We start from the raw sequence: 18365 nt of genomic DNA on the forward strand, positions 1-18365 counted from the left end.
TACGCCGACGCCGTGGCCGAACTCGCAGCCATGCGGAAAGACCTCGCGAACGGCATCCTCCCCAACGCCGGCCAGATCACCGTCCGCCCAGTGGCTGGACTACTGGGTGGACACGATCGCCGCGCCACGCCTGAAACCCCGCACCCTCGCCACCTACCGGTCCACCATCAAACACCAACTCATCCCGCATGTCGGGTCGAAGAAGCTGGGAAGCTCACCCCCACTGATGTTCGCCGCATGGTCAACCACGTCGCCGACGCACACACCACCCGCACCGCCCAAGCCGCCTACTCAGTGTTGGCGAAAGCGTTGGGGATGCAGTGAAAGACGGGAAGATCGGCAACAACCCGTGCGAGCGTATGGACCGCCCCAGGCCGCTCCGAGGAGCGCGTTCCCTCACTGTGGAGCAGGCACGGGCAGTGCTTCTGCATGTGGCGTCACGTGACGCAACAGACGCAGCCCGCTGGTCATTGGCCCTACTGACCGGTGCCCGCCAAGCCGAAGCTTTGGGCCTCACCTGGATCGTGTCGACTCGGTGTGGGTGTCATTGACATCTCGTGGCAGTTGGCCCGGTTGAAGTTGAAGAAAGGCCCTCGCCCGCAAGGTGACGTGTATCCGCGGAAGCGTTCGACGTCCCGACACCTTCACCTTCACCCCGGTGCACTGGACGGCGTGCCTGGTGCCCACGAAGACGTCGGGTCGCGTCGGCTGGTGCCCTTGCTGCCGCCGTGGTTGCTGCGCTCACCGAATTGTGGAGCAGAAGGCAACCCGTCGCAGGGGTTGGTGTTCACCCGGACGATGGGGCGGCCATCCAGCCCCGCGACGACACCCTCGCTTGGAAGCAGCTGTGTGTACAAGCCGCGGTAGTGGGGAAGGTGGAGGACGCGCCGGATCAGCACGCCGCCCGCCACACTGTCGCCACCCTCCTGCAGGAGGCCGGCGTGGAGGAAGCCACCCGAATGGCCATCTTGGGCACACCACCACTACGTCGCACCGGCAGTACGCGCACACCTCCACCGACCTCACCGCGCCGCCCTCGGGCAACTCGAGAAACTACTCGCGCTTCCCGACGTCTAGCAGTTGGCGTTGGCGAATCGGCGACCCGGCACATACGCCGAGTCGACAGTCCGGCCATCCAACTGCACCTGACACTGCGCCGACCATCCACGCGTCTGCATCGACGAACCGATGAGCTGACGGCGGGTGAGGTGAACGCCCGGTGGGTGTGGTAGCGCGGCCCGGACCGATGTTGATCAGTGTGGGCTGGAACACCACATCTTTGGCGACGACGAGACGTCCGCCGGCCGCGTAGTAGGCGATGTCGTTGCGTGGGGTGTCGGAGGAGAAGAAGTAGCGGACGTGTTCGCCGGGGAAGGCGATGGTCGGGGTGATGTCGCGGGTGCGGCGTCGGCTACTCCTGCGCCGAGGGTGGTGGTGAAGAGGCTGCTGCTGCCAGGGCGATGGCGCGTTTCATGGGTTCTCCGGGTTCGTAATCACCGCAGACGGTTCACCACCTGCGGTGAGTAGCTTAAAGCTTCCTGAGTGTCCAGGAGGCGGTTCACAATCTGCCAGAACCGGGTGAGGCTGATGCCGAACTCGTCTCGCACCTTCTGCTCGAGGTTGCCGGCGTAGTTCCATCTCCGCCCGGCCAGGTCGAGCATCGCCTTCTCTTCGTCCGTCATGCGACGTCACTCCACGACCAGTCACCCTCGGTCGCCGCTTCGATCTCGGCGACCTCGATCGGGTCCAGGTGTTGCATCCGCGTCCACGCCGTCTGCTCGTCCACCCACAGATGCTCAGCGAGCTCAGGCAGTGACGGGTGACGAAGCCAACGGAAGGCGTCCACCAACTGCGGGAGTGTGATCAGCCGGCGAGCCGTCTCACGCTCAATCGTGTCCTCATCAGCGTCAGGCATCTCCCGGTGCAGCAGCTCGTGGGTGAGGGTGCACCGTCTCTCCGCTTGGGTGAGGCCGCGGTGAATCCAGATGGTGCGCTCGCCGTTGAGCCCATCGTTCCGGGTGAGAGTCGCTGTGTGCAGTCGATCGCGATGTGCGGGTAGTCATCGCGGCTGACCGCCAGGGATGCCAGTTCATGTCCGAAATAGAACATGCACCTCTGACAGAAACGGCCCTGACCTCGAATAACATCAATGAGATTCGTCAGGGTCTTGGGGTTTGAACCGTGGGTTCCGCTTGCGGGCGGCCTTCGCATCCTCGGCCGCTCAGGTTTGGGGACTTGATTCCGGGAAGGCAAGGCTGTGACCTTGCCGCCGGCTGTGGTCTTCTGCTCTTCACTCGCTTCGCCCGGTGCTCCCGGCGACGCGGGCGAATCAGTTGGTAGGGCATCGGAATCCTCCAGGCTCTCGGACGGTCGGCGATCTGCCGACGCGTCATCACCTGTGAGCGAAGCCGCCACCCTCCGTGCTAGCCGCCGATACTTGCTCGCGGCTTTCCGGGCTTCGGCCACAATCTCCTGCGCCGTCGCGTCATCTACCTGATGGAGACCAGTGCGCCCAAGAAGTCCGCGGACTGCTCGACCAGTCCAACGAACGTAAAGACGTCCTCGAATGGATATCAAGTTCGTCGATATTCGGAACCGCCTCGACAAGTAGGTGAGCTGCTAAAGCGATCTGCCGATGGTCGTTCGGTGTAATCGCCTCCGTAGGCAGCTCGCCGTCCTCGATGTACCCGATGTCAGTTAGTACGGCCGAAATGATGTCCGCGTAGTTGGCGCCGGTGATCTCTGAGATCGCACGGAGAGTGGCGACTTCGGGGAGCTGCTTCAACCGCGCTTCTTCCACGAGTTGACAGTCTGCGGGATGCTACCGATCTGGCGTGCGAACGCCGCCTCGGATGCTCCCGTCCTGTCCAGGTGGGCCTGGACGAACTCCCACAATTTGCTCACGACTCAGAGCCTGCCGTCCGAGTATGAACGTCGCTAGTCATTCGCTCACCCATCCGTCTACCCCACAACGGCCGAATTGGCGTTTTGCCGTTGACCGTTTCATCCAGTGTTGGACGCCATCATATCCGCTGGCTGCGGAACTACAACGCTGTGATTACTTGCGTAAGCGTCTACCAGTGTCGTATGTTTTATCCATCGACAGTTGACACCAACCGTTGACCATGGAGGATGAAGTGGCGTCATACAAACGATGGCCGAAAGGCAGTTGGATGAAACTCACATCCGGGGACACTCTCCGAGCACTGATGAACCAGCGCGGATTTTCGATGGCCAGGCTTGGGCGGTATGCCGGATGCTCAAAGAGCTTCATTGGGCACCTCTGCGCCGAGAACAAGACCACGTGCACACCGCAGTTGGCCGAACGCATCGCGGAGGCTCTCGACGTGCCTCTGCATCTCCTTTTCGTGGAGCACGCATCCGCTAGCAATGGACGTAATAGCAATCAACGGCGGGTGGTCGCGTGATCGAGCACCCGCGGTCGGTTGTCCGAGCACTCGTTGCCGACTTCGTAGATCACTCCCGTGCTGACCGCTGCCGGTGCGGGAGCGCGCAGGCCCCTCCCTCTCGCAGGAGCCCGCGCAGGCCGGGGCGGGGGGAGCCGCCCCGGTCACCAAACCAGTAGAGGGAGTGAACCGATGAGCTACCCGAGCTATCTGCCCGGCGAGCCGGTCGCCGCTGCCGATCAGTTGTCAGCACTGAGAGATGACCTCGAGCAGCAAGAGTCTGTCATCGAGCGAGGTCTCGAGTCGTTCATCGAGATAGGCCGCGCCCTGGCGAAGATCCGTGACGATCGCCTTTATCGGCACGAGTATGCGTCGTTCGAGGTGTACTGCCAGAGCCGGTGGAACCTTAGCCGTAAGCGGGCCTATGACCTCATGAGTGCGGCGACCGTTGTTGACGGCATGGAAGCCGCCCTGGAGATGGCGACGTCACCAATTGGTGACACACCGGCACTTCCGGCCAATGAGGGGCAGGCGCGGGAGCTGACAGGCCTTGACCCCGCTGAAGCCGTGGATGTTATGGCGAAGGTCAACGAGGCCACCGGGGTAGGCCGACCGCGGCGGCGATCCGTAGCGAGATCGGCAGCCGCCGGATCGATCCGGAACCCGACATCGATGCCGAGGTTGAGGCCGAGCCGGTCGAGATCGCCCCCGGCTTCACCGATGCCGCCCTCGCTGAACTCAACGCTCCCACGCCGACCCCCGCACCGGCACAACCGGCCACGCCGAAGCGTCGGCCCATCACAGATGCTTTCGACTCCGCGACTTTCAACCTGAAGCGCGCTGTCGAATCGGTCAACCGGCTCGCCGCCGACGACCGCCTGAAAAGGAACAAGGACCAGATCAAGGCGTCCAACCTCAGCGATCTGATCCGCGTCCGCGACGCACTCAACAGCGTCATCACACAACTAGAAGGATAGCCCATGTCGAACTGGCAGAAAACTTCCGAAGGCGACTTCCACCGTAAGAGCCAGCATCTCGCGTCCGTCGGTGTGACACCGCAGAAGCCGTCGGCGTCGACCATCTTCGTCGACCCGGCGATGGCGCGTCGTGTACTCGCGAAGAACACACACAACCGACCGATCAAAGAGTCACAGGTAGTGCGTCTCATGGCCGAGATGACTTCCGGACGCTGGAAGTACAACGGAGAAGCCATCAAGTGGTCGATCGATGATGTCCTCCTCGATGGGCAGCACCGGCTGACTGCACTCGCCCGGATGGACGACAACTTTCCGGCCATTCCTTTCCTGGTTGTACGCGGGCTCCCCGCAGACACACAAAGCACGATGGATCAAGGGACAACCCGGACGGCCGGCGACCAACTGGTCCTCGAAGGGCTTCTTGGTTCGACTGATTCGAGGATCGTCGCAGGCGGCATCCGGGTCTACCTGGAGTGGCAGCGTATGGCGTTCTTCGGCGATCAGAAGGTCGCAAGCAAGATCAGCAACCCGGAGGTAGTCGCCTGGGCCGCCGAGCACCCGGTCGAGATGGCCATCCTTCAGGACCTTGCCAGTCAGCGTCTCCGGCGCGTCAAGTGCCGACCCAGCGTGACCCTTGCAGTGCTGCTGCAGTTCCGACTGATCGACGGCGAAGCGGCTCGCGAGTTCAGCGAAGGACTCTACTCAGGCGCCGGGCTCCAGTCCGGCAATCCCATTCTCGCCCTGCGTGACCGACTCGATCGTATCCGCGAAGGCAAAGTCAACGTCAGCGACCGTGATCTCATTGGTTACTTCGTGATGGCCTGGAACCACTGGCGCCGTGGTGGGAACACGTCCAAGCTGCAGATGCCCAGAGGCGGGGCCTGGACGCGCGAGTCCTTCCCCGAGGCGGTCTGACTCATGTCCTTCTCGCACTACGCAGATCCAGTCCCTGTAGTAGCAGATGAAAACAGGAAGGTCCACGTATCGCTCGGTGAGGTGAGCGGCCTCGACCTGGCGTACCTGTCGGTTGAGTCCCCGTCCGGCCGGGGTGAAGTGGTTCTCACGCTCGCCGAGCTACGCGACGTGTACAGAGCAATGCAGGAGGCCGATCCGGACTGGCGTGAGCCCAGCGGCGGCTACTACCTCTACCGAGTTGCGATCACGAGCTATCCCGAAGGGGCACTGACCTTCTACACCGACGACACCGGTGAGGAGTTCGGGTACCCCAACCCTGACTGGGAACCCGAGGGGTGGGACCCCGATCCGGGTATATCGCGCAGTTCGGGAGTCGACGCTTCCACTGGCCGTCCACTAAGCGCGAGTACAAGTCGTTGTCCTCCGCGAAGTCTAGGGCCAAGCTCATCGAATCGTATGGTGCGACAGCGGTTGTGGAGCGGTCGTCGCGGATTGTGTGGCCTGGGCCGGACGATTCCCACCTGGACCGTATCGGCGGTGCGGCATGAGCACCGATCCTGCTGTGGAGGCTGCGCGTAAGGCGTGGGAGCAGTCGTCTCCGCTACGCCCGTTCGACCCGGAGGAGTCGCCGGAGTACTGGATGGTGTTGGCCGCACGCGAAGCACTCAAGTCGAGTCGGCTGCGCACTGCCCTCAATGATCTGGTGGCCCACGGTGATCTGACTCCGTCGGGGCGGATCGTCCTGCAACGCATCATCGGCGGTGCGGCATGAGTGATCTTCCGCTGCATGAGGTTCCGCCCATCCCATCGACGGCTTGACGGGTACCCATCACGTCACGACCATTCCCGCCACAGGGGAACCCGTCTTCGTGATCTTTCCGCCGGGTGAGGACGACGCCATCGAACTCACCCGCCCGCAACTGTGGCAGCACATCGATGCGCTGCTCACCCTGCTCAAGCGAACCCCCATCCCCACCAGAACCTTGGAGGCGTCATGAACGACAGAAACCTTCAGCCCCTTCAGTACACCCTGAAGGAGGCCGCCCAAATCCTGGGAGTCTCCGAGAAGACCCTTCGCCGCGAGTATGTCGAGGGGCGAATCCTGTTCCGAACCTTGCGTGAGGGGGGCGGCAAGTACTTTATCGACCACGAAGAGTGTGTGCGGTGGCGGAACTCGCTGCCGCAGCCGGCTCCGGGTGAGAGGGCGGCGTCGTGAAGGCCGCGATCTGGGTTCCCGCGTATGCGTGTCTTGTGTTGGGGTGTGGGCGATCCTCCCACCTCTCGGACCGGAAGAACTGGTGGCGTTCGTGATCGTCGCGGTCCTGTTGCTGATGACGGTGGTCGGGTTCTGCATGCCCACCCAGGAGGTCGACCAGTGAGCGGGGCCGAAACCATCTTCGGGTCCGAGCTGTATGGCGCGATCGTGCAGCAGCAGATCGCCGACGCACAACACACCCAGAACCAGCTCGACAAGTACTACCAGCGCAAGGAGGCGCAACTCCTCTGGCTGCGTGCAGAGATAGCGCACTACGCAGCCAAGCAGGACTCGAAGTCGGTCGAGTACGCGCTGCTTTCAATCCTCCAGCGCTCCTACGACATCGAAGACGAGGGGGTCGACCAGTGAGCAGCGGTGCAGTGGAAGCCCGCTATGCCGGCTGGTGCCCCAAATGCCGCACCGACTACCCCGTAGGCACATTGATCGGCTACGTCCGCGAATACCTGGTGTTCCCGGATGGGCGGGCGGGGAAGAACGTGACGGTGTGTGAGCCGTGCGCGGTGGAGGTGACCCGTGAGCGTCGTTGACATGCAGGCGTTTCGGACGGCACGCGACATCGTGGAGGTGGAAGCCGACCTCGCTTCCGAGGCATTCACGCACGGCTTCATGTCCTCGATGCAGGTTTCGGCTGCCGGGTGTAGCGCGGTCCTCACCGACTTCTACGGGCGTCGGGTGTTGAAGGTGGAGCCGCAATCGTCGCCATGGATCACCCGCGATCACGTGCTGGTGTTCCTCGCAGCGCAGGAGGCCCAGCCATGAGCATCTACTACCAGGACGACCTGGTCACCCTCTACCACGGCGACTGCCGAGAGGTCATGGCAGACATGGCAGATCGGTCGGTCGATGTGGTGATCACGGATCCGCCGTACACCGAACGCACACACGGAATGGCAAAGACGAACAGGGGTGCTGGTCATGGCATAAAGGCCGTCACGTTCGCGGCGATCTCTGACGCTGACCTGCGGGCCGTACTCGCCGAGTGTGGGCGGGTCTCGGCGAGTTGGGTGGTCACGTCGCTTGATTACGCGCACGCTTTCGCCTTCGACCAGGGTCCGCCGGTCGGGTTGCGCTCGCTGCGCATCGGTGTCTGGGTGAAGCCCAACCCGATGCCGCAGATCAGTGCCGACCGTCCCGGGCAAGGCTGGGAAGCGATTTCATTTCTACACCGCGCCGACACCAAACCGGCCTGGAACGGGGGTGGCAAGGCTGGCGTGTGGACGTACCCCGTCGTGCAGAACACCGGTCACCCGACGGCGAAACCGCTGCCAATGGTGGAGGACTGGGTGCGCCTGTTCACGAACGCCTCGGAAACGGTGTTCGACCCGTTCGCCGGTTCGGGCACCACGTTGATTGCTGCGGCGAACGAAAACCGTAAGGCGGTCGGTGTCGAGCTTGAGGAGCGTTACTGCGAGCTGATTGCGAAACGCCTCAGTAATCAGACGATGGCTCTCGACTTCGGGGATGCGTCATGAGTGCCGCGGAGCACCGCCAGATCGACGGTGTCGACATGTGGGTGCAACACCTCCCAGACCTCCACCTGTTTTGGGCGTGGGTGAACGGACGCACCGAGTTCGTCACCTGGCCCGACGCCGACCACCCCCAGGCCCCCGTTGATCGTGCAGGCCTGGTGGCTGAGCGGCTGTTCGAGTTGGTGGCGAGAGCGAAGGCGGCGGCGTGAGGTTCATGTCGAACCGCACCCATGCTGCCGGCGGGTTCCGGTGGCGCGGCCCCCAATACCCCTACGACCTACCCGGACCTGGAGATGTTCTCCCGGACGACCCGGTCGAGCCGGAAGAACTGTTCCCCAATCCTGCCTACGGGCAACAAGACCCATGGAGACAACAATGACCGAAGACATTAGCCAGGACGAACTGTTCCGGCTCACAGGGCGTGATGTCGTCCTGTGCCCGGAGTGCGGCCACGGCATCGACCCGCACGGCACCGATCCGGGGGGTGCGTGCGGGGTCGGCAAGTGCGAATGCATGATGTCGCCCAACGGCATCGCCTACGCCCTGATCAATCCGGAAGTCACCCCGGCGCAGAAGCACTACGCCGAAGCGGAGAGGATGCTCGCGTTCATCGAGCACGACCGCAACCTCACGACCACCCAGCACTCGGAGGTCGCAGCGCGCGCCCAGGTGCACGCCACCCTCGCGCAGGCCGCTTCACTGCGGGAGGTTCTGGAATCCCGCGCCACCACCCGGTACCACGTCACGGTCCAGGATGAGGGCGAGTTCCGCCGACGCAGCAGCCGTCTCGGATCTTTCGGTGGTGCGCTGTGAACTCTGTGAGACAGCTTCCCAGCAGCGGTTCGTGGTCTGACCGCTACCGCACGATGCTCGACATCGCCGTGTGGTGTGGCGGCATGATCGTCCGCCCCAAACCCCACCAACTCCAGCTACGGGTGGATGGTGTGACTGCCCTTCCGGGGGATTGGATCAAGGCTGACGGCAACGGGTTCGAGGTCATCCCCTCCAGGGCGGGAGCAGACCTCTGATGCCCGACTACAAAGGCCCCCTCGACTACGTCGATGTCGCGACCCGAATTGTTGAGTTCCGCAACCAGCACCCCACCGGCTCTCTCCAGCAGGTGCGATACGAAGTTCTTGAGGTTGGCGGCAAGAGCTTCCTCGCGTTCACCGCCGCCGCCTACCGCACGCCGGATGATGAGCGTCCCGGTATCGGTACCGCGTGGGAACCCATCCCCGGCCCCACATCTTTCACCCGTGACTCGGAGATGCAGAACGCTGAGACCGCGGCGTGGGGGAGGGCGATCGTCGCAGCGTTGGCGGCGGACACGAAGAAGGGTGTGGCGTCGTCGGAGGAGGTCCGGAACCGTCAGCAGACGCCGGCGCAGCGGGCGCAACGCGAACTGGCTGAGGCTGTGACGGCTGCGGGGATGGTGACGAAGGAGTTCGCCGAGTGGGCGATGACCACCCGCAATGTCGATCTGAAGACTGCCGGGATTGCGGTGCTGGTGCCGCTGACTCGTGAGGTGCAGGAGAAGGGGAAGGCGATCATGTCTGTCCCGGATCATGATGCGGCGCAAACCACCCTGGCCGACGAACTCGGCGCACAGGAGGCGTCGTGAGCGGGCGGGCGATGGGATCGCATCAGTGCGCCACCACCGGGGACGACGTGTGGCTGACACCACCGCACGTCCTCGACGCCCTCGGCCCGTTCGACCTCGACCCGTGCGCCGCACCGGCAGAAGCGAACTGGACGACCGCACGCCACCACTACCGACTACCCGACGACGGACTCACACTGCCGTGGGAAGGGCGCGTGTGGTGCAACCCGCCCTACTCCAATGTGTGGCGGTGGCTCGACCGGCTCGCCAACCACGGCACCGGCACCGCACTGATCTTCGCCCGCACCGAGACCGCCGGATTCCAGGCGCAGGTGTGGCGGCGGGCGACCGCAGTGCTGTTCCTCGAAGGGCGGCTCACCTTCCACCACCGCGATGGATCGAAGGCCGCGGCGAACAGCGGCGCACCGTCCTGCCTCGTCGCATACGGGACAGATGACGCGGGCCGACTGCTCGACAGCGGACTCCCTGGCGCGTTCGTCCATGGCTGGTCGATCACGGCAGTTGACGACCAACCATCCCTCTTCGAGGAGGCGTCATGAGCCGCCCTATTTGCGGGGTGTGTGGTTTCGATCTCGGCTACGGCCACATGGTCCGTATGCGCTGGGGAGACCGCACCGGCGACATCATCCCATGCCCGAATTGCCTGGCCCATCACGACGCTCAAGACATCCTCAGGAGATACACCCATGAGTAACGGCTTCCACATCGAACCCTCCACCACCCGAATGGATCAGGGCAGAAGATCCAACACCCTGGACGAGAAGAAGCAGGCGTTGGGGTCGTCGAACACGTTCCCCGGTGCGAATGTGTTGAACCGCAACCGGAATGTTTCTGATCTGCCGAAACCGCCGGCCTGGCATGAGGGCGCTCCCTGCGCCTCCTCAGACCCGGACGCGTTCTTTCCCTCCCATTACGGGGTGACGCAAACCGCTGACGCGAAACGGATCTGCGCCGGCTGTGACCGCCGGGAGGTGTGTTTGCAGTGGGCGTTGGACAACCGTGAACCGCACGGTGTGGTTGGGGGTACGACTCCGCGTGAACGTCAGGCCATGTGGAAGCAGGGGGCGGCATGACCTGCCAATGCGGGAAGCCCGTCAAAGCGCGCGGCATGTGCGAAATGCACTACGCCCAACACCACCGCCGGCAACGCGCCTACGGACGTTGGACTCCCGACCTGGTCGACGCCCAGCCTGTACGCGAGCACATCCTCAAGCTGCGTGACGCAGGAGTGGGGAACAAACGGCTCGAAGAGGAGTTCGGCGTCCCGCACAGCACCATCCAGCATCTGCTGTACGGGCAACGCGGATACGGTCCGAGCAAACAGGTCCGCCAAGCTACCGCCGACCGCATCCTCCAAATCCCTGTTCCGCGTACCGGTGTCGAGTTTGTGCGACAGGACCGCGTCCCCGCCCTGGGCACAACCCGCCGATTGCAGGCGTTGGTGGCGAACGGGTATTCGCAGACGGATCTGATCAGCCGTCTGGGTTGGCCGGAGAATGGCAGCACTTCGGAGTTGTTCCTCGGACAGTCCCGCAACATTGCGGTTCGTCGAGCACGGGATGTGACGTCCTTGTTCGCGCAGTTGCAGATGGTTCCCGGAACTGATCGGAAGGCGCGGCATCGGGCGAAGGCGAAAGGTTGGTTGCCTCCGTTGGCGTGGGATGAGGACCGTATCGATGACCCCACCTATGAGCCGGAAGTGGTGGACAAACCCCGCACTGCCGAAGACCTGTTCTCCGACTTCGAGTATCTGCTGTCGATGGGTGTTGGGGCGGAGGAGGCATCGCGTCGGGTGGGGATGCTGCCGGCGTCGATGAAGCGCCGGTATGAGCGGCATGGGCGGCGTTGTCCGGCAGCGTTGACGTCGGTGGCGTGGCAGCAGAGGAAGACGGCGTCATGACGGGCTTCTCTGCGGATGTGAAGGCTGCTGCTGCGGTGCGGGCGATGGGTCGCTGCGAAGTCCAAACCGACTGGTGTACCGGCACAGGGCAGGACTATCACCACCGAGCTAACCGCGGCATGGGCGGATCGAAAGACCCACAGATCAACGCCCTGTCGAATTGTCTGCTGGTGTGCCGCGGCTGCCATGACTTCATCGGCCGCAATCCGGCGCAGGCGTACGCGAAGGGCTGGTTGGTGTCGAAGTTCCGGCAGCCGTCCAGCGATGTGGCTGTCCTGCTGTCGGGCCGGTGGGCGTTGCTCGATGATGCCGGCGGGGTCGAGGTGTGCGATGCGGTGGGCTGAGGTTCCGGAGTCCTACCTCCTGTGGGGGGCGATCGAGAGGCCGTGCCCTGAGTGCGCGGCCAGGCCGGGGGAGCTTTGCGTACTCCGTTCCCCCGCAACAGGTGCAGAGAAGACACGACACATCCCCTGCGTGGGGAGAACCAAAGGAGACAACGAATGAGCAACAACAAGAAGGCTTTCGACGGCGAGGCGTTCAAGGCGGTTGAGGTGGTCAAGGTGCAGGCTGTCGGCGGAGGCTCGGGTGGCAATGGCGGCTACGTCGTGCAGCCCTTGGCGTCGGCGAGAACTGCTGTGCGTGTGGTGGTGACGAGAACCCGGAAGGGTTACCAGTGGGCGCAGATCGCCCGCAACGGCAGCGCCGGCGCCATCTCCCCGAAAACGTATGACACGAAGTCGAATGCGGTGCGCGCTGCCAAGCGTCAGGCCGCTCTGGTGGGTGGGGTGGTGGAGGTCCAGTGATCGTCTACGAGAACATCCCGGAGAAGGTGTCTGAGTATCGCGGCACCATCGAGGTGTACGAGGACGAGATCTTGCAGGTCGACCTCGATGCCAAGAGCGTGGTCGCCAGACATCCCGAGTGGCGTTGGCGGTGTAAGTCCCGCAACGGTCAGATCCTCGCTCAGGGGGAAGGCTATCGGCGTAGGTCGGGGGCTCTCAACGCCATCGACACCCAGTACGCGGCGCGGTTGAAGGTTGGTGGCATCAACTACGACGTGGTCCCGCGTGGGCAAGAACGGCAGATGCTCGTCTGCCCGTGGCGTGTGGTGATCCTCGACCGCCACGGAGACATCGACAAGATCGGAGCACTCTACTGATGAGCGAGGACAACCCCGTATCCCGCAACCTGCCGGGAAACCCTTTCACCGATAACTACGCGGCCATGACGGCTGAGCAGTCCGCATGGTTCGCCATCGCCTACGAGATTCGCACACTCACCATCGCCCTCACGGAGCAGACATACAACCTGAACGGCAGTCCTCTCTGTGACGAACTGCGAGATCGGCTGGGCCTGAACGGCGGCGGTGTGTCATGACTCGCATCCTTGGTGTGTCCGCTGTACCGGGTTTCTTCCCACCCGGACCTGTTGATTGGTCGAACGGGCAGACGTTGGTGCCGGCCGAAGACCTGGAGCAGGCGCAGGCACGCATCGCCGAACTCGAAGTGGCGCTGAGAAGGAAGCGGCTCATCTTCGACCAGGTATGCAACGACCGTGCCGCCCTCAATGCTGACGTCAATCGCTTATCCGCTGACCGTCTCGAATCTGAGGCCACCGCAGACGATGTGGTGGAGAAGGCCGAACAGTTCACAGCCGAGCAAGTACGCGACGCCATCATCGAGGTGTTGGACCAGAACGCGGTGTCGCTGTGGCTGCCCTACGGGGACACACCTCACGGCACCGTCCATCCCGAAGATGTCGGCCATGTCGCCCGATGGGTAGTTGCAAAGCTGCGGGGGGAGTCATGACCGATCCCGCCGTAGACGCAGCACAGAGGGCGTGTGAACCGCATGGCGTCTCGCACTTCGTCGGCCCGGGAAGGTACGCCCTGCGTGGTGCCCGTGAAGCCCTCGCACCACTCCGGGAACTGCATCGGCTCGACGGCTGCCCCGAACGCGACGACTGTACCGATCCCGAACACCTGACGCTGTGCTCGGGCTGCTACCAGGAATGGCCCTGCCGCACCGCACCCCTCATCTATTCCTCTGACGAGTTGGGAGATACCCCATGACACCCACACCCGCCGAGATCGCGGCGGCACACCAGTCGTACGAGTGGGCAGGTGGCGTGTGCTGCACCTGCGGCCCCGACTACTACATCAACGACGCCGAGCATGGTGCCCACGTCATCGCTGCTCTGTCTGAGCACTACCACTGCCCACGTCATCGCTGCTCTGTCTGAGCACTACCACCTACTACCCAAGGCGGAACCGGGCGGCGAAGACGACGACCGCGCCGAGTGGCTGGACGGGGAAGTGATGGCCGCCCGAGGCAAGCGGGTGGTGCGGCTCTACTTCGAGGACCCTCGCAATACGCCTGAGGATGCCCGCGAACTCGCATCCGCCCTGGCGTCTGCTGCTGATGTTGCGGAGGAGCCGAGATGAGCGACGCAGACGAAAAGGCGGTCGCTGAGGCGCTATACGCGGTCGAGAGCGTGCACCACTTCCACGGCACTGAATGCCTCTGCGGCTTCAACTCTCACCGGGCGCGCGAACGCACCGCCCACATCACACGCCTGGCCCTAGGGGAGCTGTTGGGCCACGACTTCGTCAGAAAGGCGGCATTCGATGTCTGACATCGGTTTCGGTCCTGTTGGTGATCCCCCGATCATCCACGGCGGCAACAGCTATGTGACCCGTGATGGGTATGGGCGTCCGACGTATCTGGTGGACCGGCGACTCCTGGAGAAGGCGGAGGCACGCATCGCCGAACTCGAAGACCAGCTGCGTCCTATGTCGCCACTGAGACAGCAAGCCGACACCTACCTGCGGATACTGCGCCACCCTGAAATCTACCGCCACCTACGCGCGGGAGCGGGGTCGTGGTCCGACCAGATCGACGCGCGTATCACCACTGTCGCTGCTGATCGGGATCACTGGCGGGCGGAAGCAGAGAAAGCCCGCGACCTCCCCGCACCGGACGCCGGCAACCCCGAGCACCTGAGATTCGCGGCGAACATCCTGATCGACCGGGCACTCAAGTTGGGAGTCAAATTCCGTGCTGAAGCGGCTCTCGGCCCGTTCAACGCCGACGAACTCCGCAATGCTGCCCGTCGTCTCGAATCTGAGGCCACCGCAGACGATGTGGTGGAGAGGATCGCCCGCGAGCTGTACCGACGCCTATACCCCGGCCCAATCGGCACCCACGACTCAGCGCGCACCCGAGAAAGTGACGCCGCCGAAATGGATATGGCCTATCGGAAGTGGGATGAAGGCCGCGAAGGGTTTGCGCCGGGGCGGCAGTGTCGCGAGATTGCCGCCCATATCGCTGGGCTTCTGCGGGGTGACCGATGAGCGCCGCAGAGGAAGCAAGGAAGCTGCTCGAAGGCATCACACCCGGGCCGTGGGAAGCAGAACCCTGGGATGGCACCACACGCGAGTCTGTCGGCGTCTTCGCCGGGAGCGTATGGGGTCCGCGAGTTGCAGGGCTGATCACGTCCTCCGCCGACGCCGAGTTCATTGCCGCTACACCCGAGTTGGTGCCCGCTCTGCTCGCCGAACTCGACCAGGCGAAGGCGGACCTCGATGCTGCCGCATACCGGCACGGACAACTACAGTCCCGCATCGCCAACCGAGACGCCACCATCCAACGGGTACGGGAGCTAATCGCCGAGTGGTCGTGGACGGAACACCACCACGACGAACCGGTCTATGAGATATGGAAGCCGCTCGCCCGCATCGTCGGGGGTGAGTCGTGAGCGACATTCCGGAGTGGCGTGCAGGATCGCTCGCCGACAACCTCGCCGTCGCACTGAGGACCCGACTTGCCGAGACCGGAGTCTCGCAGGGCGATCTCGCGCGTCGCGCCGGCGTCAGCGAAAAGCACCTGTCGCAGGTCATCAACGGACGCGCCGGTGCCTCGGTAGCAACCTGGGACCGACTCTTTGTCGCGCTGAATACAGCGAATGACGCTCGCCAAGACACCGTCGGGGGTGAGTTGTGACCTGCCGCTGCAACCCCCTCGAAGCCGTCATCGACTGGCTACTACCCCGACTCCGGATACTCCCACCCCTGCTACCCGAAGGCGCGAATCCTGCTGTGGCACAACGGGAAAACCCCACCATCGGGGGTAGAATGAGGGGTGGCCAGGGTGCTGTGAACACCCCGGCCACTGACCGAACTGCGAAGGAGTTCAGCCAATGACAGATTACATCTCCACCTACCTGAGTAGACCACGATGGAGGCACAACCGCCTCCAAGCCATGGGCGTCCAGTGGACCTACCGCGCACCAGAGGTGGGTGAACTTGTAATCCGGGATGCAACCCAAACACACCCCGGCACCCTCCGCCGAATCGTCAGCGTCCGCGAAGACACACGTGACGGCCGCACCGTATGGGTAGTTGAGCACACAGCGACCGACGCAGAACCAACCACCGGCACCGACCGGAAGTCAGTCGGATTCTGGAAGGACGTCGGCTGGCCGAGGATTGCCGAGCACTACCCCATCTGCGGCACCTGCCGCGATCTGATGCCCTGCCAGCATGTGGTCATCGACACCATCGCTGAACACAGCGGCAAGACCTTCGAGCGGTATGGCACTCCCGGCGTCTGCCCGTCCTGCCAAGAGCCCGTAACCAGGCGGCAGCGCGTAATCACATTCGAACGCAACCTGTATGGCCTCGGGACGGTGACCTTCCACCTTCGTGAGAAGTGCCGCCACGCCGCCTTCGAGTACGACCGAGAGGTACATCGAGACGACGGCGAGTTCGAGCTGACCTGCCCCGGATCTGCTCGCCGCGGTCTCGATGAGAACGGTCTGCCTGTCACCTATTGCACTGAGCCTGATTGTCGCGGCGCTGACCGGAAGCACCACGGCTACGGGTTTTGGACGGCGGGGTATCTGCCACACCCTGACGGCTACCACCGTTCTCCCGAAGGCGGGGGTGTGGCCTGATGTCTGTTCCTTCTCTGGAATCCCTACTAGCCGAGTACATCGCAACCCAGGCACCGGTCTCCGTGGAGCAGGCAATGCCTCAGGCCGAGGACATGGCGAAGCTGATCCGGGCGCACGGCCTAGACCGCACCTCCGGACTGAACGCCGCCGCCGACGTGGTGCACGCCGAAGCCCGCTACCAGTGGGAAATGGACGCCCGCCATGCAGTGTGCGCACAGGTTGTCGCCCAGCGGATGGGTGTGGTTGAACGCACGATCCGGTCGTTCGCTGATGGGGCGGAGGACCAACAGTGAGCCTCGAAGGATCGTTCTGGACCCACAAAAAGACCGGCATCCCCTACGAGGTGGTTGCTGACTCCGACGCCAGCGGCCTCGGCAACCGCGGTATCCGTATGCGCAACTGCCACACCGGCCGCGAACACTGGGCCACTCCCGAAGGGTTGGGTCGCAAGTACCGGCATGACTACACCCCACCACGAGGGGAGGTGCGGTAGGTGCCACGAATTAGAACGATCAAACCCGACTTCTGGGACTCGGCTGACACCGCCGGCGCAGACCTGCGCACCCGCCTGCTGTTCATCGCAATGTGGAACTGGGCCGACGACTACGGCATCGGAGATGCCACTCCGGTTCGGGTCATCGGGTTCGCCTTTCCTAACGATGAAATACCGGTGTCGGATTATCCGCGACTTCTCTCGGACGTTTCGGACCACTTCGGCGTCGTGTACTTCCGGCACGAAGGACGCCCCTTCTACGCCATCCCGTCGTGGTCCAAGCATCAGCGGACCGAGAAAAGAGCTAAGCCACGCGAAGGGCTGGTCGAAGCAGCCGAGCGGGCCGTCGCGAACTCCAAAGGTGCAGGTCAAGGCGTAGATGCGGAATCTCCGAGCGACAGTGACGGAATCTCCGACGAAAGTGTCGGACGTTTCGGCGCCGGAAGTAGGAAAGGGAACGGGGGAAAGGGAACGGGGGAAGAGTGTGTGCCCCTCCCGGACGAACCGCCGATCGACGACTACGTGCCCAGCGAGATCGAAACGAGCACACGCACAACCCCCGCCAAAGGCTCATCGACAGAACTGACCTTCATCCGCACTCACGTCGGCCAAAGATTCCCCGCCAAAGTCGAACAAGCACTCGTCAACGAGATCCGCAAACTCCGCCACTACGACCGCCCCGTCATCGAGGAAGCACTTCGAAGATGGGCCAACCGTGACGGACACCCCGGACTCCTCCCGCACCTCGTCTCCGACGTCCTGAAGAACAACGGCAGAACCGCCGAACCCACCAAGACCGACATCTGGGAAACCAGCGTCATCCAACCCGCCCAAGCCGCAGCCACCGAAGCACAGAGGAAACTCTCATGAACCGAATCGACCTCACACCGCAGAACGTGGCAGACGCCGGCCAAGTACTCAAGCACACCGCGTTTGTCCACCGCCGCACCGCGATCCGCCCGAAGTCCGAGAAGGAAGCCCAGGAGATCGCGATCGTGTGGGCTCGCATGTTCGCCCGCTACAAACTCGACCTACCTGAGCTACTGGAGGCTGTGGAGCGCCGCGCCATCAAACATCAAGACGCCCCGGAGCCGGGTGAGATCGTGCAGTGGGCGCGAGAGGTTCGCCAGGAGTGGTCATCTCGGGCGCAGGCCGATCCGGAACAGCGCGCTCTGCATGAGGCGAAGATCGACCGGAAGATCGCGAACTTCGCGGGCAACTTCGGTATCCAGATCGACGGGCGGCCAGCATGAGCGTCATTGTCGAGTTGCCCTACGCACGTCCACCCCTCACTGAGAATCAGCGCATGCATTGGCGGAAGAAGGCGGCTGTGGTGGCCTCTGTGCGTCAAGCG

Annotated in this window: 37 protein-coding genes; 34 read left to right on the top strand and 3 right to left on the bottom strand. The window is 63.6% G+C overall.

The genetic code is table 11. The features are described 5' to 3' along the window. Positions 1–106 precede the first annotated feature (106 nt). The gene (locus BLU62_RS34810; RefSeq protein ID WP_074848315.1) at positions 107–445 is read left to right on the top strand and encodes a tyrosine-type recombinase/integrase; all 339 of its coding nucleotides are present in this window, start codon (positions 107–109) and stop codon (positions 443–445) included. Positions 446–1493: 1048 nt separating this feature from the next. Here the strand turns inward: BLU62_RS34810 and BLU62_RS03700 are convergent. The 3 genes from BLU62_RS03700 to BLU62_RS34290 all read right to left on the bottom strand — a co-directional run bounded on the left by BLU62_RS03700 (position 1494) and on the right by BLU62_RS34290 (position 2904). Beyond that, on the bottom strand, positions 1494–1682 hold the full coding sequence (locus BLU62_RS03700; protein WP_074847949.1) for a DUF3263 domain-containing protein: 189 nt from the start codon (positions 1680–1682) through the stop codon (positions 1494–1496). Beyond that, positions 1679–1915: a hypothetical protein gene (locus tag BLU62_RS03705; protein ID WP_244278056.1), complete on the bottom strand. Its 237-nt coding sequence runs from the start codon at positions 1913–1915 to the stop codon at positions 1679–1681. The genes BLU62_RS03700 and BLU62_RS03705 overlap by 4 nt, the downstream gene beginning before the upstream one ends. 866 nt (positions 1916–2781) lie before the next feature. Next, positions 2782–2904, bottom strand: coding sequence for a hypothetical protein (locus BLU62_RS34290; RefSeq protein ID WP_280141512.1), 123 nt, complete (start codon positions 2902–2904; stop codon positions 2782–2784). Between the two features lie 269 nt (positions 2905–3173). Between BLU62_RS34290 and BLU62_RS03710 the strand changes: the two genes are divergently transcribed. The 33 genes from BLU62_RS03710 (at position 3174) to BLU62_RS03870 (ending at position 18264) form a co-directional block, all read left to right on the top strand. After that, positions 3174–3428: a helix-turn-helix domain-containing protein gene (locus BLU62_RS03710; protein WP_074847921.1), complete on the top strand. Its 255-nt coding sequence runs from the start codon at positions 3174–3176 to the stop codon at positions 3426–3428. Continuing rightward, positions 3425–3586 (top strand): DUF7324 family protein, encoded by a 162-nt coding sequence (locus BLU62_RS34815; protein WP_425284522.1) that lies wholly within the window; start codon positions 3425–3427, stop codon positions 3584–3586. The genes BLU62_RS03710 and BLU62_RS34815 overlap by 4 nt, the downstream gene beginning before the upstream one ends. Positions 3587–4387: 801 nt before the next feature. After that, positions 4388–5299, top strand: a complete 912-nt coding sequence (locus BLU62_RS03720; protein ID WP_244278006.1) for a hypothetical protein — start codon at positions 4388–4390, stop codon at positions 5297–5299. 3 nt (positions 5300–5302) lie between these two features. Continuing rightward, entirely contained in the window at positions 5303–5878 is a 576-nt protein-coding gene (locus BLU62_RS34820) for a DUF7304 family protein (RefSeq protein WP_425284532.1), read from the top strand. Continuing rightward, on the top strand, positions 5844–6071 hold the full coding sequence (locus tag BLU62_RS03730) for a hypothetical protein (protein ID WP_074847847.1): 228 nt from the start codon (positions 5844–5846) through the stop codon (positions 6069–6071). Before BLU62_RS34820 ends, BLU62_RS03730 begins: the two co-directional genes overlap by 35 nt. A 43-nt stretch (positions 6072–6114) precedes the next feature. Continuing rightward, a complete protein-coding gene (locus tag BLU62_RS03735; protein WP_074848319.1) occupies positions 6115–6297 on the top strand; it encodes a hypothetical protein in 183 nt (60 codons plus the stop codon). Then, positions 6294–6515, top strand: coding sequence for a helix-turn-helix domain-containing protein (locus BLU62_RS03740; RefSeq protein ID WP_074847852.1), 222 nt, complete (start codon positions 6294–6296; stop codon positions 6513–6515). Before BLU62_RS03735 ends, BLU62_RS03740 begins: the two co-directional genes overlap by 4 nt. 159 nt (positions 6516–6674) lie before the next feature. Further along, positions 6675–6923: a hypothetical protein gene (locus BLU62_RS03745; RefSeq protein ID WP_074847845.1), complete on the top strand. Its 249-nt coding sequence runs from the start codon at positions 6675–6677 to the stop codon at positions 6921–6923. Then, positions 6920–7102: a hypothetical protein gene (locus tag BLU62_RS32395; RefSeq protein WP_139179899.1), complete on the top strand. Its 183-nt coding sequence runs from the start codon at positions 6920–6922 to the stop codon at positions 7100–7102. Before BLU62_RS03745 ends, BLU62_RS32395 begins: the two co-directional genes overlap by 4 nt. After that, on the top strand, positions 7089–7334 hold the full coding sequence (locus BLU62_RS03750; protein ID WP_074847843.1) for a hypothetical protein: 246 nt from the start codon (positions 7089–7091) through the stop codon (positions 7332–7334). Before BLU62_RS32395 ends, BLU62_RS03750 begins: the two co-directional genes overlap by 14 nt. Continuing rightward, positions 7331–8047, top strand: coding sequence for a DNA-methyltransferase (locus tag BLU62_RS03755; protein WP_074847841.1), 717 nt, complete (start codon positions 7331–7333; stop codon positions 8045–8047). Before BLU62_RS03750 ends, BLU62_RS03755 begins: the two co-directional genes overlap by 4 nt. Then, positions 8044–8253 carry a hypothetical protein gene (locus BLU62_RS03760; protein WP_074847839.1) on the top strand — a complete coding sequence of 70 codons (210 nt, stop codon included), beginning with the start codon at positions 8044–8046 and terminating at the stop codon, positions 8251–8253. The genes BLU62_RS03755 and BLU62_RS03760 overlap by 4 nt, the downstream gene beginning before the upstream one ends. Positions 8254–8419: 166 nt before the next feature. Continuing rightward, positions 8420–8857 carry a hypothetical protein gene (locus BLU62_RS03765; RefSeq protein ID WP_074847837.1) on the top strand — a complete coding sequence of 146 codons (438 nt, stop codon included), beginning with the start codon at positions 8420–8422 and terminating at the stop codon, positions 8855–8857. Continuing rightward, positions 8854–9072: a hypothetical protein gene (locus BLU62_RS03770; RefSeq protein ID WP_074847835.1), complete on the top strand. Its 219-nt coding sequence runs from the start codon at positions 8854–8856 to the stop codon at positions 9070–9072. The genes BLU62_RS03765 and BLU62_RS03770 overlap by 4 nt, the downstream gene beginning before the upstream one ends. Beyond that, entirely contained in the window at positions 9072–9665 is a 594-nt protein-coding gene (locus BLU62_RS03775; RefSeq protein ID WP_074847833.1) for a metallophosphoesterase family protein, read from the top strand. Before BLU62_RS03770 ends, BLU62_RS03775 begins: the two co-directional genes overlap by 1 nt. After that, positions 9662–10204, top strand: a complete 543-nt coding sequence (locus BLU62_RS03780; RefSeq protein WP_244277996.1) for a DNA N-6-adenine-methyltransferase — start codon at positions 9662–9664, stop codon at positions 10202–10204. The genes BLU62_RS03775 and BLU62_RS03780 overlap by 4 nt, the downstream gene beginning before the upstream one ends. A 147-nt stretch (positions 10205–10351) precedes the next feature. After that, complete coding sequence (locus BLU62_RS03785; protein WP_244277997.1) at positions 10352–10738, top strand: WhiB family transcriptional regulator; 387 nt, start codon at positions 10352–10354, stop codon at positions 10736–10738. Beyond that, positions 10735–11565 (top strand): hypothetical protein, encoded by an 831-nt coding sequence (locus BLU62_RS03790; protein WP_074848069.1) that lies wholly within the window; start codon positions 10735–10737, stop codon positions 11563–11565. Before BLU62_RS03785 ends, BLU62_RS03790 begins: the two co-directional genes overlap by 4 nt. Beyond that, the gene (locus BLU62_RS32400) at positions 11562–11909 is read left to right on the top strand and encodes a hypothetical protein (protein ID WP_074847827.1); all 348 of its coding nucleotides are present in this window, start codon (positions 11562–11564) and stop codon (positions 11907–11909) included. Before BLU62_RS03790 ends, BLU62_RS32400 begins: the two co-directional genes overlap by 4 nt. 156 nt (positions 11910–12065) lie before the next feature. Further along, a complete protein-coding gene (locus BLU62_RS03800) occupies positions 12066–12368 on the top strand; it encodes a hypothetical protein (protein WP_074847809.1) in 303 nt (100 codons plus the stop codon). Next, positions 12365–12724 carry a YegP family protein gene (locus BLU62_RS03805; RefSeq protein WP_074847811.1) on the top strand — a complete coding sequence of 120 codons (360 nt, stop codon included), beginning with the start codon at positions 12365–12367 and terminating at the stop codon, positions 12722–12724. Before BLU62_RS03800 ends, BLU62_RS03805 begins: the two co-directional genes overlap by 4 nt. Next, positions 12724–12942 (top strand): hypothetical protein, encoded by a 219-nt coding sequence (locus BLU62_RS03810; protein WP_074847813.1) that lies wholly within the window; start codon positions 12724–12726, stop codon positions 12940–12942. The genes BLU62_RS03805 and BLU62_RS03810 overlap by 1 nt, the downstream gene beginning before the upstream one ends. Beyond that, the gene (locus tag BLU62_RS03815; protein WP_139179898.1) at positions 12939–13373 is read left to right on the top strand and encodes a hypothetical protein; all 435 of its coding nucleotides are present in this window, start codon (positions 12939–12941) and stop codon (positions 13371–13373) included. Before BLU62_RS03810 ends, BLU62_RS03815 begins: the two co-directional genes overlap by 4 nt. Positions 13374–13738: 365 nt before the next feature. Beyond that, positions 13739–14008 carry a hypothetical protein gene (locus BLU62_RS03825; protein ID WP_074847819.1) on the top strand — a complete coding sequence of 90 codons (270 nt, stop codon included), beginning with the start codon at positions 13739–13741 and terminating at the stop codon, positions 14006–14008. Next, a complete protein-coding gene (locus tag BLU62_RS03830; protein WP_074847821.1) occupies positions 14005–14199 on the top strand; it encodes a hypothetical protein in 195 nt (64 codons plus the stop codon). Before BLU62_RS03825 ends, BLU62_RS03830 begins: the two co-directional genes overlap by 4 nt. Continuing rightward, the gene (locus BLU62_RS03835) at positions 14192–14917 is read left to right on the top strand and encodes a hypothetical protein (RefSeq protein ID WP_074848050.1); all 726 of its coding nucleotides are present in this window, start codon (positions 14192–14194) and stop codon (positions 14915–14917) included. The genes BLU62_RS03830 and BLU62_RS03835 overlap by 8 nt, the downstream gene beginning before the upstream one ends. After that, positions 14914–15321: a hypothetical protein gene (locus tag BLU62_RS03840; RefSeq protein WP_074848052.1), complete on the top strand. Its 408-nt coding sequence runs from the start codon at positions 14914–14916 to the stop codon at positions 15319–15321. The genes BLU62_RS03835 and BLU62_RS03840 overlap by 4 nt, the downstream gene beginning before the upstream one ends. Then, positions 15318–15566: a helix-turn-helix domain-containing protein gene (locus tag BLU62_RS03845; RefSeq protein WP_074848042.1), complete on the top strand. Its 249-nt coding sequence runs from the start codon at positions 15318–15320 to the stop codon at positions 15564–15566. Before BLU62_RS03840 ends, BLU62_RS03845 begins: the two co-directional genes overlap by 4 nt. Positions 15567–15762: 196 nt before the next feature. Then, complete coding sequence (locus tag BLU62_RS03850; RefSeq protein WP_139179928.1) at positions 15763–16518, top strand: RING finger protein; 756 nt, start codon at positions 15763–15765, stop codon at positions 16516–16518. Continuing rightward, positions 16518–16811, top strand: coding sequence for a hypothetical protein (locus BLU62_RS03855; RefSeq protein WP_074848039.1), 294 nt, complete (start codon positions 16518–16520; stop codon positions 16809–16811). Before BLU62_RS03850 ends, BLU62_RS03855 begins: the two co-directional genes overlap by 1 nt. Next, positions 16808–17011, top strand: a complete 204-nt coding sequence (locus tag BLU62_RS03860) for a hypothetical protein (protein ID WP_074848037.1) — start codon at positions 16808–16810, stop codon at positions 17009–17011. The genes BLU62_RS03855 and BLU62_RS03860 overlap by 4 nt, the downstream gene beginning before the upstream one ends. After that, on the top strand, positions 17012–17881 hold the full coding sequence (locus BLU62_RS03865) for a hypothetical protein (RefSeq protein WP_074848061.1): 870 nt from the start codon (positions 17012–17014) through the stop codon (positions 17879–17881). Continuing rightward, entirely contained in the window at positions 17878–18264 is a 387-nt protein-coding gene (locus tag BLU62_RS03870; RefSeq protein ID WP_074848055.1) for a hypothetical protein, read from the top strand. The genes BLU62_RS03865 and BLU62_RS03870 overlap by 4 nt, the downstream gene beginning before the upstream one ends. Positions 18265–18365: the final 101 nt, after the last annotated feature.

This window comes from Gordonia westfalica, from assembly GCF_900105725.1.
Taxonomy (GTDB): domain Bacteria; phylum Actinomycetota; class Actinomycetes; order Mycobacteriales; family Mycobacteriaceae; genus Gordonia; species Gordonia westfalica.

Coding starts and splice junctions, on each gene's coding strand:
- BLU62_RS03850 (WP_139179928.1), top strand. CDS start 15,763: ATGACAGATTACATCTCCACCTACCTGAGTAGACCACGATGGAGGCAC.
- BLU62_RS34820 (WP_425284532.1), top strand. CDS start 5,303: ATGTCCTTCTCGCACTACGCAGATCCAGTCCCTGTAGTAGCAGATGAA.
- BLU62_RS03830 (WP_074847821.1), top strand. CDS start 14,005: ATGAGCGACGCAGACGAAAAGGCGGTCGCTGAGGCGCTATACGCGGTC.
- BLU62_RS03810 (WP_074847813.1), top strand. CDS start 12,724: ATGAGCGAGGACAACCCCGTATCCCGCAACCTGCCGGGAAACCCTTTC.
- BLU62_RS03775 (WP_074847833.1), top strand. CDS start 9,072: ATGCCCGACTACAAAGGCCCCCTCGACTACGTCGATGTCGCGACCCGA.
- BLU62_RS03705 (WP_244278056.1), bottom strand. CDS start 1,915: ATGCCTGACGCTGATGAGGACACGATTGAGCGTGAGACGGCTCGCCGG.
- BLU62_RS03755 (WP_074847841.1), top strand. CDS start 7,331: ATGAGCATCTACTACCAGGACGACCTGGTCACCCTCTACCACGGCGAC.
- BLU62_RS03835 (WP_074848050.1), top strand. CDS start 14,192: ATGTCTGACATCGGTTTCGGTCCTGTTGGTGATCCCCCGATCATCCAC.
- BLU62_RS03785 (WP_244277997.1), top strand. CDS start 10,352: ATGAGTAACGGCTTCCACATCGAACCCTCCACCACCCGAATGGATCAG.
- BLU62_RS03700 (WP_074847949.1), bottom strand. CDS start 1,682: ATGACGGACGAAGAGAAGGCGATGCTCGACCTGGCCGGGCGGAGATGG.
- BLU62_RS03710 (WP_074847921.1), top strand. CDS start 3,174: ATGAAACTCACATCCGGGGACACTCTCCGAGCACTGATGAACCAGCGC.
- BLU62_RS03740 (WP_074847852.1), top strand. CDS start 6,294: ATGAACGACAGAAACCTTCAGCCCCTTCAGTACACCCTGAAGGAGGCC.
- BLU62_RS32400 (WP_074847827.1), top strand. CDS start 11,562: ATGACGGGCTTCTCTGCGGATGTGAAGGCTGCTGCTGCGGTGCGGGCG.
- BLU62_RS03765 (WP_074847837.1), top strand. CDS start 8,420: ATGACCGAAGACATTAGCCAGGACGAACTGTTCCGGCTCACAGGGCGT.
- BLU62_RS03825 (WP_074847819.1), top strand. CDS start 13,739: ATGGTGCCCACGTCATCGCTGCTCTGTCTGAGCACTACCACTGCCCAC.
- BLU62_RS03790 (WP_074848069.1), top strand. CDS start 10,735: ATGACCTGCCAATGCGGGAAGCCCGTCAAAGCGCGCGGCATGTGCGAA.
- BLU62_RS03815 (WP_139179898.1), top strand. CDS start 12,939: ATGACTCGCATCCTTGGTGTGTCCGCTGTACCGGGTTTCTTCCCACCC.
- BLU62_RS03760 (WP_074847839.1), top strand. CDS start 8,044: ATGAGTGCCGCGGAGCACCGCCAGATCGACGGTGTCGACATGTGGGTG.
- BLU62_RS03730 (WP_074847847.1), top strand. CDS start 5,844: ATGAGCACCGATCCTGCTGTGGAGGCTGCGCGTAAGGCGTGGGAGCAG.
- BLU62_RS03720 (WP_244278006.1), top strand. CDS start 4,388: ATGTCGAACTGGCAGAAAACTTCCGAAGGCGACTTCCACCGTAAGAGC.
- BLU62_RS03870 (WP_074848055.1), top strand. CDS start 17,878: ATGAACCGAATCGACCTCACACCGCAGAACGTGGCAGACGCCGGCCAA.
- BLU62_RS03855 (WP_074848039.1), top strand. CDS start 16,518: ATGTCTGTTCCTTCTCTGGAATCCCTACTAGCCGAGTACATCGCAACC.
- BLU62_RS03840 (WP_074848052.1), top strand. CDS start 14,914: ATGAGCGCCGCAGAGGAAGCAAGGAAGCTGCTCGAAGGCATCACACCC.
- BLU62_RS03800 (WP_074847809.1), top strand. CDS start 12,066: ATGAGCAACAACAAGAAGGCTTTCGACGGCGAGGCGTTCAAGGCGGTT.